The following is a 14,845-nucleotide window of genomic DNA, read 5'->3' on the forward strand; positions in this document are numbered from 1 at the left end:
GTCTGCGCTTCGCAATCCGTGAAGGTGGCCGTACAGTTGGTGCTGGTGTTGTAGCCAAGATCATCGCTTAATTGCGAGACAGGTTACTTTGAAAAGGAAGCTTCGGCTTCCTTTTTTGTTTTATAACGTTATTTACACGCTTTGCTTCCTTCCTTTTATGCGCCAACGCTTAATTAATCCCGGATAGAGGATTTCTGTCTCAAGCTGTACTTTTATTTAAAGAGCTCACAGGGTTACTTGCCTGAATTGCACATAAATTCAACCTGCGCTTGTCGTGCACTAAAAATAGCTTGTTATCCATAAAGCTTATTTGAGCCTTGGTTGGTTTGATGTCACCGAGATTCTGGGCCGGAGTCAGTGCCAGTTCAAAGGGGCTTGGTTCCTCTGCCAGCGAATGACATTCGAAACGCTTGTTGGCTCTGGAGCTTAACCACAGCTGTGGCCCACAATCGCTGAAACGGGCGCTGCCGGGTGCCAGAAGGCTAGACGATTGCAAGAGCAGATCTTTTTCCTGACCACTGCCGAGCATTTTGGAAAGTTTGCCCAAGAGGCTATCCGGCAGGCCATATTTGTATTCTGCCAATATAGCCTCTTGAGTGTCTGGTGCAGATTGCCCCTGACAGAGGCAGAAAATCTTTTTGTTACAGACCTGGATCGCTTCAAGCCAGAGAGGGCTGCCCGGCTTTAAGTCGGCGAGTTCAGGTTCGTCCGGCTCCTTGTATCTGTTGACCAAGTGACAGTGATCTTCTTTGATAAATAGCCAGGAAATGGCCCGGCCCTTACGGGTATTAGGGGAACTCATTCGCAGCAGCAGTTGATTGTCATCCAGCGGACAAAGCTGCAATGGCAGAAAATGGAAGTGTTGCTGTTCCACAGTCATGGAAAGCACGTCCGGATTGGCAAAGGGGTAGTGCTGCGCCTGAGCTTCTGCCGGTGACTCCCAGATCCAGAGCCCGGTTTCATCCACCAAGGTGAGTTGTTGATGCCAGAGGCAGACCTGGGGATGCCCCTTAAATTGAGTGAGATCCAGCAATAAGTCGGGGGAGTCGGCCTCGGTAGGCCAAATGGCCAGCAGCGGCTTACCCTCAGACTCATCCCACAGAGTTAACGCCAGTAGCTCTGGGGCCAGGAAGCGGGCAGCCTCCAGCAACCAGCCTTTGTGGTTGAAATCCCACTCTCTGATGATACGGCTCTTGAGTCTGTGCATAAGATCTCCGGCAACAACAGCATTGGCATTGATTGTCGCAGAAACTGTGCAATAGATCTGCTACGAAAACAGAAATTTATCGGCTTGTTTATCGGAAAACTTTGATCTGTTCCAGGCGCGGTTCGACAGTGGGATTTGGCTGAACTCAAAGCTCCTGGGCACTAACGCCCCGGGTACTAACGCCCCGGGCACTAACTCATAGTCACGACACCGGGTAGCCGTTTACCGGCCGAGCCAGGTAAGAGTCAAAAGGCGTTTTATGTCCTAAACTTCTGTATGCCTGCCACTCAGCCACAGAGATCCCCATGACAAATAACAAGCAGCTCGAAACGCCCACGACTCTGGATTCACTCGATTCGGCCCAATGGCTGCATATCTCGGAAACGGTAAAACTCCTGTTGTTGTCGATAGCCCAGATAGAGTTGACCCTGACCGACGGTGAACACAATGTCACCGGTTTAGGGAGCCTGTTTACCGACATGGCGGAGCAATTGCGAGAGGTGAATGCTTGGTTGGAAACTCAGGAGAATACTCCGGCCGAGATCCTTGATCATGGCCGCCATCTGGCCGGTAAGGTCAATGAAGGTATAGTGGCTTTTCAGTTCTATGATCGTCTGTCACAAAGGCTCAACCATGTGGTGACCGGGCTGGCGCTGACTGAAGAAGTTCTGCGGGATGAGCATAGTCGCACCTCGGAACATGCCTGGAAAATGTTACAGCGTACGATTAAGTCGACATACTCGCTGGACTGTGAACGCAAAATGTTTGATCTTGTGCTGCAGGGAATGCCACTACACGAGGCTTTGAGCCAGTATCAAGATGAACATCTCAAGCAAAACAACAACGATATCGAACTCTTCTGACTTTCTACGCCTGTTTATTATTTCCCTGGCCCTGGCCTGGCAACCCGCCTGGGCCGGCAAGGCTTCTTTTAGTCAATTCTGTGAAGCGCTCAATGGCCATTGGCAGGGGGATGGTGCCCAAAGGGGGCAAACCCCGAAGGAGCTCAGCCTGGATGCCATCTGCAGTAAAGATAAGCGTCAGTTGTTACTCAGCGTCAGTGAAGGGGCACGCCATCCCCTGAGTGAAACCTGGTGGTTTCGAGACCAAGATCCCAGTGTGGGGCTCTGGTACTTTGACGGTGTGACCGAAGAACGCTTTCAATCTTTCACCCTTTACCATCAGGGCGGCGGATTTTCCCTGCTGGGTGAAGGGCGGTCCGGTGGACGTCCGGCGCTGATCCAACTGCTATTCGAAGCCGACAATGACGGCTGGCTCTGGCGCCAGAATCTGCACTATCTGGATGAGGACTCGGATAGCTATCAAACCTACAGAGCCATCTCACTGCAACCTCGCTGATTTATATAGCGCCGCTGAAACCCTGTTGACGCCAAGCTTCATAGCTGATGATAGCCACTGCATTGGAAAGGTTCAGGCTGCGGCTGGAGGGCACCATAGGGATCCTCAGTCTGTGCTCTGCAGCAATGCTTTGCAATATTTCCTGAGGCAGGCCGCGAGTCTCGGGGCCAAACAAGAGCACATCCTCTTGCCGATATTCGAGCTCGGAATGTGGCCGACTGCCCTTGGTGGTGCAAGCCAAAATGCGTTTGCCCGCCATGGCCGCGAGAAAACGCGGGAAATCCGGGTAGCGGTTTACTCGGGTCAGGTCGCCATAATCCAGCCCGGCCCGGCGCAGTTTTTTCTCTTCCAGATCAAAGCCCAAAGGCTCTATCAGGTGTAGCTCGCAGCCGTTGTTGGCGCAGAGACGGATAATGTTGCCGGTATTGGGGGCGATTTCGGGTTCATAGAGGGCGATGTGGAACACGGGTTGACCTTATTGCATGCAGATGCGGGCATTATACCATTCCGCTAAGGAGTGTACTCTCTCAGTGAGAATGCAAAGTCGCTAGAAAGTAAAAAAGCCCCTTAAGGGGCTTTTTCAGGCGAGGTAATTGCTTACATCTCGTATTTGACAGTCAGGTAATAGAAGCGACCTATGTTGTCATAGCTGGCGCTGCCGGTACCTGTACCAGTGGTGCTGCCTGGCAGGTCACGGTCGAATGCGTTGTCTATCCCGAGACCGAACTCCAGACCATTGTCCATGGTGTAGGTGGCATACAAGTCGGTAACACTGTATGAACCATAGCTCATGACATTGGAGTAAGGCACGTCATAGTCGGCGTTGAACTGCGGAGTATACAGATCTACCGAGTCCAGATAACGTGTCTTCCAGTTCAGGTTCCAGGCGTCGTAGCTGTAGTTCAGTACCAACTGACCTTGCCACTGTGCTTCACCTATCGTGCCGGCATACTCTTCATAATCGGAGGAATCATCCTGGAAGGGATATTCGTTGCGCTCGATTAGATAGGTACCCAGTAGGTTAGTGCGCAGGTCACCGCCAAATAGCGGGAAGTCATAACCGATTTCGAAGTCGACCCCTGAGGCTTCCTGCTTGGCTATATTCTGCACAATCTGAGTGATGTTAGTGATCTCGTGTGAGGTGGCGTCACGGGTGAGCAAATCACAGTATTGGTTGTTGACCCCTGTGGGGGAGTCGATACAGCGATTGATAATATCCTGAGCAGCGATATTGGCGATAGCATCTGTGATTTCAATGTTCCAGTAATCCACCGTCATCACCAGACCTTCAACGAATGAAGGCTGATAAACCAGACCGACAGTGTAGCTGTCAGACTCTTCAGGCTCCAACTGGTCATTACCACCGGAAACCCCTTCGAGGGTTGCGCTGTCATAGCTGGAATCGAAATCAGTTGGTACCCCGAGTGCGGCGCAGTTGGCAGCACGAATCGCTCGTTGCTCTGGAGTTACCTCGGCCAGTTCGCTGGTTTTACAGGTGTCATCAACATTGAAGAAGTTCTGACCTTGGGCACCATAGTATTCGCTGATGTTAGGGGCGCGCAGAGCGGTAGACAGAGTCGAACGCAGGCGCAGCGAATCTATGATGGTCCAGTCCAGACCCAACTTCCAACTGGTAGCATCGCCAATGGTGGAGTAGTCAGCGTAGCGGACCGCGCCATCCAGAGTCAGGTTCTGGATACCAGGTAGGTCTTCCAGCAGCGGCACAGAGATCTCGGCATAGATTTCTTTGACATCGAAATCACCGCCTTCACTCTGCAGGGCGTTAAAGAAGGTGGCGCCGGTAGCGGCAAATGGATCTTCGTTGTTCTGACTCTTTTCCTTGCGGTATTCGATACCGGAAGCGAAACCTACCATACCGGCAGGCAGCTCAAACAGGGCAGAGTTGGACATAGAGCCGCCGATTACATACTGCTCGATTTTGAATTTACCTGTAGTGGTAGTACTGAACCAGTCGGCAGCTTCGCGGGTTACCGCTCCGTCACCAAACAGATTGACGGGCACACAACCTGCGGCCTGGGCATCTGTGTCACGACAGACAATTTCGCCGCTGACAGGATCGCGAATAGCATCTACAGACTGCTGGAAATTTTTATAGATCAAGTTGTTGTAATTGGTACGGGTCTGCTCTGTCTGACCATAGATGGCATAGGCTTCCATCTCCCAATCTTCCAGCACTATACCATTTAGACCGAGCACATACCTTTGGGTGGTACGCTCATCATCTTCGGTGCGGGGACCCAGATCCGACATAAAGCGGTTGACTACCACAGAGTCTGAGCCGACCTGATCCATCAAAGCGCCCAGTTCATCGGAAACGTAGGGGTTATCACGGGTTACTGTCGTATAGTCATCATTGAAGAAGAAGAACGCCGGTTGCCCTGAAGTGGTGGCATTGGTTCGGCTCCACTTAGCCTCGAAATAACCGTTCAGGTTATCGGTAAAGTCATAGTTGGTCTTGAAGTTGATGGTGGTACGATCAAACTCGGGCTGAAGTTCTTCCCACTGACGCAGGTTGATATAGTCACAACCCTCACCGGCACATTTTATACCGTCCGTGATTTCACCTAGACCAATAGTTTTCGGAGTACCGTCCGGGTTGAAGCTATAATAACCCGGTGTTCCGCCATAGAAGCCAACAACACCGGCATTATTGATCCCCCAGTAACCGGCATTTGGCAGCAGCTGCTTAACAGTGCTGTCATCGATAGTATTGTTGAGCTCGCTCCAAGAAACCGCTGTTTGGTCACGTTCCAGCATTCCGAGGCGATCTTGCTGTGAGTATTCGACCGAGATAGCCGCGTTACCGCGATCATTATCAAAGTTGGAACCATAGGCCAGACTGAAGCGCTGGTTATTGTAGTCGCTGTCATCGGCAATACCGGCGGCGGCAGAGGCTGAGAAGCCTTCAATCTTCTTCTTCATCTTGAAGTTAACAACACCGGTAACCGCATCGGCACCGTAAATCGCCGAGGCGCCACCAGTGATGATTTCAACACTATCGACCCATTCGGTTGGAATGGTGTTCACGTCGACAGAGGATGTGCCTGGGCTACTGGCCACATGACGCTTGCCATCGACCAGTACCAGGGTTCTGGCTGCGCCCATGCCACGCAGATCCAACAAGTTCAGACCGGCAGTACCGATAGAGCTTCCCGAGTTGGCCAGTGAGTAAGTGTTTGCCAGAGCTGGCAGTTCGTTGAGTGCTTCACCTATGTTAACGGCCCCTGTTTTAATCAGAGACTCGCCCGAAATAACGGTAACCGGGCTGGGGGCAATAGCGCCCTCACGCATAATGCGTGAACCTGTTACCTGGATTTTTTCAATCTGCTGCTCATTTTGTTCCTCTGCCATGGCCGGAGAGGCCACTGCCAGAGAAGCAAAACCCGTTGCTGCAAAAAGTGAAAAGCGAATGGCGTTCGCCAGCAATTTCTCTTTTAACATACCAACTCCCTATGAAATTGTTTAGATATTGTTATTTATGTTTCTTGTTGTAGCTAAACAATACTAGTATTTGTGAAAATCTCTTTCAATAGTTGATTTGATGGTATGTTTTGTATTCGTAAGTGTTAATTTACTGTATTAAATTTGTGTAATAAAAAACCCGGCAGAAGCCGGGCTTGTTTTTACTGTGTTTGGTTTAGAAGAAACCCAAGGGACTGGTGGAGTAACTCACCAGCAGATTCTTGGTATTTTGGTAGTGAGACAGCATCATCTTGTGGGTCTCCCGGCCGATACCTGACTTCTTGTATCCTCCGAAAGCGGCATGTGCCGGGTAGGCATGATAGCAGTTGATCCAGACCCGTCCTGCCTGGATCCCCCGCCCCATACGCTGTGCCCGATTCATATCCCGGGTCCAGACGCCGGCACCCAAACCATACTGGGTGTCGTTGGCAATGCTGAGTGCTTCTGCTTCATCTTTGAAGGTGGTTACAGCAACGACAGGGCCAAAGATCTCCTCCTGAAATACCCGCATCCGGTTATGGCCGCTGAGTATTGTCGGGGTAACATAATAGCCCTGACTCTGGGAGCCCGGCAGGCTGTTGGCCTGACCGCCAAGCAGTATCTTGGCGCCTTCATTGCGACCAATTTCCAGATAGCTGAGTATTTTATCAAACTGCTCCTGTGACGCTTGAGCGCCGACCTGAGTGTCGGTATCCAGCGGATCTCCCTGTTTGATACTCTGGGCTCTGGCGATGACCCGCTCGATAAATTTGTCGTAGATGGACTCCTGGATCAGTACCCGGCTGGGGCAGGTGCAGACTTCACCCTGGTTGAAAAAGGCCAGCAACATGCCTTCGACCGCCTTATCCAGATAATCGTCTTCCTGTTCCAGGACATCGGCAAAATAGATGTTGGGGGATTTCCCGCCCAGCTCCACGGTCGAGGGGATCAGTGACTCGGCGGCGCACTTGAGTATGTGGTAACCCACTTCGGTTGAACCCGTGAAAGCCAACTTGGCGATGCGTTTGCTTTTGGCCAGCGCTTGACCCGCCTCGGCGCCAAAGCCGTTGACGACATTAAGCACCCCGGCAGGCAGCAAATCTTGAATCTGCTCCAGCAGTACCATGATGGAAACCGGTGTCTGCTCAGCTGGCTTGAGTACGATACAGTTGCCGGCCGCCAGTGCCGGGGCTATCTTCCAGGCCGCCATCAAGAGTGGAAAGTTCCAGGGAATGATCTGCCCAACCACGCCCAAAGGTTCGGGAAAGTGATAGCTGACCGTGGTGGCATCAATATCGGCAGCACTGCCTTCCTGCGCGCGAATACAGCCGGCAAAGTAACGGAAGTGGTCCACCAACAGGGGTAAATCGGCATTGAGGGTTTCCCTGACCGCCTTACCGTTTTCCCAGGTTTCGGCCACTGCCAGCATCTCCAACCTCTGCTCTACTCGATCGGCAATGCGCAGTAACAGATTGGCCCGTTCGGTGACTGAAGTCTTACCCCAACTCTCTTTGGCGGCATGGGCCGCATCCAACGCCAACTCGATATCCCGGGCATCAGAGCGGGCGGCCTGACAGAAGACTTCGCCGGTGACCGGGGTACGGTTATCAAAGTATTGTCCGCCAACCGGCGCGAGCCACTTTCCACCAATAAAATTGTCGTACTTGTCCTTGAACTGCAGCAGGGCACCCTGAGTGCCGGGTTGGGCATAAATCATGGTGAGTTTCCTCGTCTTGTTGAAAGGTTTTTCTTGTATTTATCTGTTCGGCCACAGCGGCCTTGGCTCAGGTAAACGCAAAGGCCGGGCCAGTGTGAGCCTGCTTGTTCATTTATTGTGCTAACAGTATGATGAAAAACTAAATTTGCGATTGCTGTATCTTGGCGTGGTGCCGGGTACTCGAGTTGTCTATCGCGCAAACTGTGGCAAAAAGGTACACACAGGTGTACCAGAATGGAGCAGGGCTATGACACTCAAGACCCATTCCCAATCCTGGTTATCGGCTTCCTGGCAACGTTGCCAGGGGGCTGGGCTCAATCCCGCTGCCATACCCGATGAACTCAGGCTCAATACTGCTGCTCTTGATGAGCGGCGCCAGCGCCATGGCCGGCTGCTGCAAGCCGTGGAGCACAGTGCTCTGCCACTGTTCAATCAACTTATGGGGCGAACCCAGAGTCGGCTCATCCTCTCGGATCCTCAAGGTTTTGTGCTGCAGCACTGGGGCGTGAGCCACTACTCACAAAAGCTTGCCAATATTGCCCTGGATACCGGGGTCAACTGGCTGGAGCAATACAAGGGAACCAATGCCATAGCCGCGGCACTCAGCGAACGCCAGTGTGTTTCGGTTATCGGTGAGCAGCACTTTATCAAGAGCCACAGATTTATGAGTTGCACCGCCAGCCCGCTGTACTCCCCGGACGGTGAGTTGCTGGGAGCCTTGGATATCACCAGTGAGCAGCAAATCCATACCCCAAAGACAGCCATCTTGGTGTCCAGTTTGGCGCAGCAGTTGGAGCTGGCTTTATTGTGCCGACTTCCCGGCGCTGCTGTTCGATTGGATCTGGCGCCGCAGCAGGCCCTGCTGTATTCAGGCTGGCAAGGCGTATTGGTGCTCGACCTTGATGGACGGGTGCTGGGCGCCAACCCTATGGCAAGGCAACTACTCAAAGGCATCAACCTGGGCCAAATTCACCAGGCCTTGTCCCCTCAGGTATTGAACCGGGGCAGCGGCCGCTTGCAGCAGGGATTGGTGTTCAGAACCCAGGCGTTGGAGCAGCCTCAACATACCAAGCCTGTGGTTCGAGCGAGCCAGAGCCGAGAAAGCCAGAGCAGAGAAAGCAGCGCTGCTTTTAAAGAACCCAGGTTGGATCAAGCCTGGCAGCAGGCGCGTAAGGTGTTGGTACGAAATATCCCTTTGCTGATCCTGGGGGAAACCGGAGTGGGCAAGGAGCAGTTTGTCAAACAGCTGCATGTGCAAAGTTCCAGGCATCAGCAGCCTTTTGTGGCGGTTAACTGCGCCGCGATCCCGGCGGAGCTGGTGGAATCAGAGCTGTTTGGTTATCAGGCGGGTGCCTTTACCGGAGCTTCCAGGCAGGGATATGTCGGCAAAATACGTCAGGCGCACCAGGGATCCCTGTTTCTGGATGAAATCGGCGAGATGCCCCTGGCGGCCCAGAGCCGTTTGCTTAGGGTGTTGCAGGAGCGCGAGGTGGTGCCCATTGGCAGTAATCAGGCACACAGCGTCGACATTCAGGTGATTGCCGCCACTCATATGGACTTACCGGCATTGGTGCAGCAGGGGGCCTTTCGCGCCGATCTCTATTACCGGCTCAATGGTTTGCAGGTCACACTGCCTGCATTGCGCCAGCGAAGCGACCTGCGGCGTCTGCTCCACAAATTGCACCAGCGCTATCGAGTTCGGCCCCAGAGCCTGTGTCCTGTGCTGGAGCAGCGATTGCTGCAATATCATTGGCCGGGAAACCTACGGGAGCTGGATAACCTGATGCAGGTAGCCTGTTTGATGGCCGAAGAGCTCCCTGAACTCAACTGGCAAACGCTGCCTGAAAGTCTGCAGCAGACCTTGGTGGCTACAGAAGAGACTGTGACCGGTTTGGTACCCGCGCCGGGCAACAATCTGCACCGCCAAATGCAGACGCAAATTCGCGACACCTGGCTGGCTTGCAATGGTAACGTCAGTGAAGCGGCACGCCGTTTGGGGATTAGCCGCAACACCCTATACCGTAAGCTTAAGGCGTTGGCGCTGAAGTAGTTTTAGATGTTGGTATTTTGTTGATGGACTTGCCTGGGCACAGGCCATTATTGAGGCCGAGGTAACAGACTGGGATTATTGAATGTGAACCAAGCCGCGAAATAGCCCATGAGTTGCACGCCTCGACACTCTGCCAATGATCCTGTGTCCCGCCGGTGGTTTTTCCACTAGTCTGGAATTTGTATTTTTAACAGCAGGAGCGGTAATCATGTTCAAGGCACTGGTATTGACCCAAAACGATAAACGGACCCAGGCCCAGATAACCCAATTGGAGGACGGCGATCTGCCCGAGGGGGATGTTCTGGTCGATGTTGCCTACAGCTCACTGAACTACAAAGACGGCCTGGCGGTGACCGGGCTTGGCAAGATTATTCGTCAATTCCCCATGGTGCCGGGTATCGACTTTGCCGGTGTGGTACGAGAGTCGGCCCATCCGGATTATCAGCCAGGCGATGAGGTTATCCTCACCGGCTGGGGCGTTGGTGAAAACCATTGGGGTGGCATGGCCGAGCGTGCCAGAGTCAAGGGTGACTGGCTGGTGCCTATGCCACTGGGTTGCACAGCCGCCAAGTCGATGATGATAGGCACCGCCGGTCTCACGGCCATGCTGTGTGTACAAGCGTTGCAGCAAGCTGGGATCAAACCGAAAGATGGTGAGGTGCTGGTAACAGGTGCCAGTGGTGGGGTCGGCTCGGTGGCCGTGACACTGCTGGCTAAACTCGGCTTTAAGGTTGTCGCCGGTACAGGCCGTCTGGAGCAGAATGCGGCCTGGCTCAAGCAGCTTGGTGCCAGCGATTTAATTGAGCGCAGCGAGCTTGAGCAGGATGCCAGACCATTGGATAAGCAGCGCTGGGCCGCCGTAGTGGATACCGTAGGGAACAAGGTGCTGGCCAGCGCCTTGTCACAGCTGAACTATGGTGGGGTTGCCGCGATTTGCGGCCTGGCGGGTGGCTTTGCCCTGCCGACCACGGTAATGCCCTTTATTCTTCGTGGCGTCAGCCTGCTGGGAATAGACTCGGTGCAGTGCCCGGCCGCCAAGCGCCGTGCTGCCTGGGAGCAGATAGTGGCTCTGTTGCCTGATAGTTACTATCAAGAGGCTTGTCATGAAATCACTCTGGAGCAGGTACCCGAGGCCGCAGCGCAAATCGTTAAAGGTGAAATCAGCGGCCGCACTCTGATTAAAGTCGGCTGATACTCGCCTAAAGGGGCCTCTGGGCCCCAAACTGTTTGTTGTGACTTGTCCTGAATACAGTTAGGCCCCAACAATACGGCTCCACCCCAGCTTTTCTGTTGATATTCCCTCTTATTGAGTCGGTGCTTGGCTAACTTTGACTTAGATTAGCTTTTGAGCTTGAGAAAGAGCCAAAGTCATAGCGGTTTATCAGTCGCTCTCACTTCCCCTGATTTCTTGCCTGTCTTGTGGGCTGTGGCGGAGTTTGGAAACCGTTCCAAAAAATGTCACTTGTCCAGCTTTGCAGTTAAAACCCAAGCCAGATGTCATTTTTAAATGTTGCCCTTTTGTTTAAAAAGCAACTGACGCTTAACTCCCGTTTTGGAATTGATTCCATCCCTAAGATGCCAGTGTCGATTAAAACGAAAAAGGTGATGACAGATGAGCAAAGTAGATCTGCTGGGACGCCGTAACTTTATTAAGGGCGTTGGCGCCGCTGCCGGAGTTGCCGTGGCTGCTCCCGTGTTGGCTGTATCGGAAAAAGCCACGGATGTGAGTTGGGATAAAGAAGTTGAAGTGCTGATTATCGGTTCAGGGTTTGCCGGTTTGGCAGCGGCCATTGAAGCGACCCGCAAGGGCGCCAAAGATGTGCATATCTTTGAGAAAATGCCTTATTTCGGTGGTAACTCTGCCATTAACGGTGGCTTGTTCGCCGCACCGGGTACACCTATGCAGCAACAGGAAGGTGTTAAGGACTCAGTAGAACAGATGGTTGCCGATCAGTTGAAATCGGGCCGGGGTATCGCCGATGAGGAACTGCTGCGTCATGTGGCTTCACACGCGGTGGAAGCCTTGCAGATGACCCTGGATGCCGGTGCCGAATACCATCCTTACCTGCAACAATTGGGTGGTCACTCGGTTGCCCGTACTTATCAAACCGCGGTCAGTTGCGGCGCAGGTATTACCCAGCCTTTGTATAAAGAGTGTCAGCGTATCGGAGTCAAGACCCATAACCGCTCCAAGTTTGAGGGCTTTGTCCTCGGCAAGGATGGTCGCGTCGAAGGGGTGAAGATGCGTCAGGGTTATTACTTCGGCGAAGAGGACTCTGGCAAGTTGGTGTATATCAAGTCCAAGCGCGGTGTCTTGATGGCAACCGGTGGCTTTGCCCAGAATATCGGCCTGCGAATGGCGCAGGATCCGACTCTGACCCATGAAGTGGGTTGTACCAATACTCCCGGCGCCACAGGTGAAGGTATGTTGGAGATGTTCCGTCTCGGCGCTGTGCCTGTGCATCTGGCACATATTCAGTCCGGGCCCTGGGCCTCTCCCGATGAGGGCGGTTTTGGTTATGTTTCCAACTATTCCATCTTCAACTTCCCTCATTCAATTGCGATTAACCGCATGACAGGTAAGCGCTTTATGAATGAAATTGCCGACCGCAAGACCCGCGCCGATGCCGAGTTGGCCTGTCGCGACGCTAAGGGAGAACCGCTGCCACCTATCTTGATCACCAGCTACAAGGACTCCAAACAGCACCCCAATACCGCCAAGGTGCTCAAATACAATGTGGGTTGGAAGTTTGACTCACTGGAGGCACTGGCCAAGCACTTTGAGGTACCTTTGAAACCACTCAAGGCACAAATCGAAGAGTACAACCGCTATGTCAATAGCGGTGAAGACAAGCAGTTTGGCAAGAACATGACCAAGGCAAAAGATAAGTATATTGAAGCGCCTTTCACTGTGGTGCGTCTATGGCCCAAGGTGCACTACTGCCAGGGCGGAGTCCAGGTGAACACCAAGGCTGAAGTCAAAGACAGCCTCACAGGTAAGCCGGTTGCCGGACTCTATGCCGCAGGGGAAGTCTGTGGCGGCATCCATGGCGTTAGCCGCCTGGGAAGCTGCTCTATCCCCGAATGTATGGTGATGGGTATGACTGCGGCCCGCAGCATGATGCAAGCCTGAATTGAACGGTGAGAGAGGACTCAATAATGAAGAAAGCAAACTTAGTATGGGCACTGCTGTTGGCAGGGCTAACTTCGGTATCGGTTCATGCCGTTCAGCAGCGCGATTATCACAAGGCAGTGATAGGCAAGGATTGCAAGGTATGCCACGACCAAGGGCTTAAGCAGTACCCTTCAGATGGTGCCTGCCTGAAGTGCCACGATGTCGATGAGCTGGCAAAAAAGACAGCCCGCAGTGGTGAGGACAGATGGCAAAATCCCCATGACAACTTGCATTATGGTAAAGACCTGCCTTGTGTTGAGTGTCATGGTGAACACCAGCCTAAAAAACCTCTGTGCAGTAATTGCCATACCTTTAAATACGATAAACATAAGGAATAATGAAAGGGTTTATATGCTGCCTCAAGTTTCCTCCACCGGCAGCATGACCCGTAAATATCTTTGATTAAAATAGTCCCTGCAACTGCTGTTTTAATTCAATGATAGGCTCACTTGATCACAAGTGGGCCTTTTTTGTTTGCTGGCTCACAACTCTTTTTCATTCTGTTATCTTTTTTGTTGCCTGTGTTCAGACAACATTTTTGGAATGGATTCCAAGTATATGCTTCGCCTGATATTGACTCTAAATATAATTGAGGTTCCAGGTGATGAATAAGAAACTAATATTAATTTCACTGCTGATTTCCAATACAGCGATGGCAGAAAAGTTACCGGATTTTTTAGACTCGGCTGATATTGAAAATGCAAGCTTTGTTTGTTTGGGTGAAACGCCAGATTATTCCAAACAAGATCAAAAGTATGTCGATATTCTCTGGGATGAAACATTGCGTTATTTAAATGGCTTTGCCAAGGCGCTCACCAATGGCGAGCAAGCTCATTGCCTGAACTCGGATGAAGCTATTTACGACACCAGCGCCGGTGGACAAAAGTTCTGCGTAATGGAGCGCCGCGATATGCAGCTGATGGTGAAAAATATTTATCAGGTATTGCACAATCCCCAAAGTGCCAAAATTTGTTTCGGGGCTCGCCGTGATGTCAATTGGATCTACAGCCCAGGAGGGGAACTGGAGCAAAAATCCCCGGTGGCTCAGTGGGCGAAACGCATGAGCTTTAATGAATTCTTCAAGCAGAAAGTCACCAATAAACAGGTGCAAAAGCAGGGAAAAATCTTTACTGATAACTTCTACAAAATGGTCACAGGTGATGAGGTGAAGATGCCATCGGCTTTCCCCTATGACATCAGTGCCAACGCCTTGCCCAACCTGTGGGCCGCTGCCGGTTGGTTCCCCATGTATGCCGAAGAAAGCAAGCGCAATGACAAGAACTTCAATAATGTTCGTGGCGGTTATGCTTATGCAGAGATCATAGGGCACTGGGGACTACTGAGAATTGACAGCATCAATGGTGAGAAAGTCGGCGCCGAAGTAGGTATGACAGTACAGTCGGTCGATACTCTTTACCCGTTTCACAACCATGCCATTTCTGAAATGTACTACAACATGAGGCTGCCGGCTTGCACCAATCAGTTCAAGAGCCTGGCAATCAAAGCCGATTCACCTTTGTTGGAAACTGTAAAAGAGAATGACAAGATGCGCCGGGTTCGCTTCGATGCCGGGCAACCCAATGTCGATGCCATGTGGCTTTCCGGCAGTAGCGAACGCGATCCCCTGTTGTATTTTCATCAGAACACCATCCATGCCTTCGATGTTGATGGCAGCTGTGAAGCCAAGCCGGAAGAGAGAGCGATAGTCTCGGTTTGGGCCAGAAGCAATGCCCACGACACACGCAATGACTATGGTACAACACTCTTGTGTGAATCAGCCAAGCAGCCGGGCACACCGGCCAAAAAGGGCGAAACCATTCAGTGCGATCTGAGTAAGCTCAAGTGGTAGTTAATCAAGATGAAAGCCGGCATTGA

At 52.2% G+C, this 14,845-nt stretch carries 12 protein-coding genes; 8 read left to right on the plus strand and 4 right to left on the minus strand.

All coding sequences use genetic code 11. The features are described 5' to 3' along the window. Positions 1–71, plus strand: a 71-nt coding sequence (locus CX651_RS07500) for an EF-Tu C-terminal domain-related protein (protein WP_198552046.1), incomplete at its 5' end; no start/stop codon positions are given. Positions 72–199: 128 nt separating this feature from the next. Here the strand turns inward: CX651_RS07500 and CX651_RS07505 are convergent. Further along, positions 200–1,207, minus strand: coding sequence for a hypothetical protein (locus CX651_RS07505; RefSeq protein WP_101055212.1), 1,008 nt, complete (start codon positions 1,205–1,207; stop codon positions 200–202). 305 nt (positions 1,208–1,512) lie between these two features. On the opposite strand from CX651_RS07505, the gene CX651_RS07510 reads away from it, so the two are divergent. Continuing rightward, positions 1,513–2,070, plus strand: coding sequence for a hypothetical protein (locus tag CX651_RS07510; protein ID WP_101055214.1), 558 nt, complete (start codon positions 1,513–1,515; stop codon positions 2,068–2,070). Continuing rightward, entirely contained in the window at positions 2,027–2,566 is a 540-nt protein-coding gene (locus CX651_RS07515; protein WP_101055216.1) for a hypothetical protein, read from the plus strand. Before CX651_RS07510 ends, CX651_RS07515 begins: the two co-directional genes overlap by 44 nt. A 1-nt stretch (position 2,567) precedes the next feature. Here the strand turns inward: CX651_RS07515 and CX651_RS07520 are convergent, their stop codons facing one another. The 3 genes from CX651_RS07520 to exaC form a co-directional block, all read right to left on the minus strand. Beyond that, on the minus strand, positions 2,568–3,032 hold the full coding sequence (locus CX651_RS07520) for a tRNA (cytidine(34)-2'-O)-methyltransferase (RefSeq protein WP_101055218.1): 465 nt from the start codon (positions 3,030–3,032) through the stop codon (positions 2,568–2,570). 131 nt (positions 3,033–3,163) lie between these two features. After that, complete coding sequence (locus CX651_RS07525) at positions 3,164–6,028, minus strand: TonB-dependent receptor plug domain-containing protein (protein WP_101055220.1); 2,865 nt, start codon at positions 6,026–6,028, stop codon at positions 3,164–3,166. Positions 6,029–6,224: 196 nt separating this feature from the next. Next, positions 6,225–7,745, minus strand: a complete 1,521-nt coding sequence (gene exaC, locus CX651_RS07530; protein WP_101055222.1) for an acetaldehyde dehydrogenase ExaC — start codon at positions 7,743–7,745, stop codon at positions 6,225–6,227. Positions 7,746–7,992: 247 nt separating this feature from the next. Here exaC and CX651_RS07535 point away from each other — a divergent pair, with 247 nt between their 5' ends. From CX651_RS07535 to CX651_RS07555, 5 genes are all read left to right on the plus strand, one after another. Next, on the plus strand, positions 7,993–9,795 hold the full coding sequence (locus tag CX651_RS07535) for a sigma-54-dependent Fis family transcriptional regulator (RefSeq protein WP_101055224.1): 1,803 nt from the start codon (positions 7,993–7,995) through the stop codon (positions 9,793–9,795). Between the two features lie 208 nt (positions 9,796–10,003). Continuing rightward, positions 10,004–10,987 carry an acrylyl-CoA reductase (NADPH) gene (gene acuI, locus CX651_RS07540; RefSeq protein ID WP_101055226.1) on the plus strand — a complete coding sequence of 328 codons (984 nt, stop codon included), beginning with the start codon at positions 10,004–10,006 and terminating at the stop codon, positions 10,985–10,987. A gap of 420 nt (positions 10,988–11,407) precedes the next feature. Next, positions 11,408–12,928: a flavocytochrome c gene (locus CX651_RS07545; protein WP_101055228.1), complete on the plus strand. Its 1,521-nt coding sequence runs from the start codon at positions 11,408–11,410 to the stop codon at positions 12,926–12,928. 26 nt (positions 12,929–12,954) lie between these two features. After that, entirely contained in the window at positions 12,955–13,308 is a 354-nt protein-coding gene (locus CX651_RS07550) for a cytochrome c3 family protein (protein ID WP_044735439.1), read from the plus strand. 266 nt (positions 13,309–13,574) lie between these two features. Continuing rightward, the gene (locus CX651_RS07555) at positions 13,575–14,819 is read left to right on the plus strand and encodes a cupin domain-containing protein (RefSeq protein ID WP_101055230.1); all 1,245 of its coding nucleotides are present in this window, start codon (positions 13,575–13,577) and stop codon (positions 14,817–14,819) included. Positions 14,820–14,845: the final 26 nt, after the last annotated feature.

Source organism: Shewanella chilikensis, assembly GCF_002836945.1.
Classification (GTDB): domain Bacteria; phylum Pseudomonadota; class Gammaproteobacteria; order Enterobacterales; family Shewanellaceae; genus Shewanella; species Shewanella chilikensis.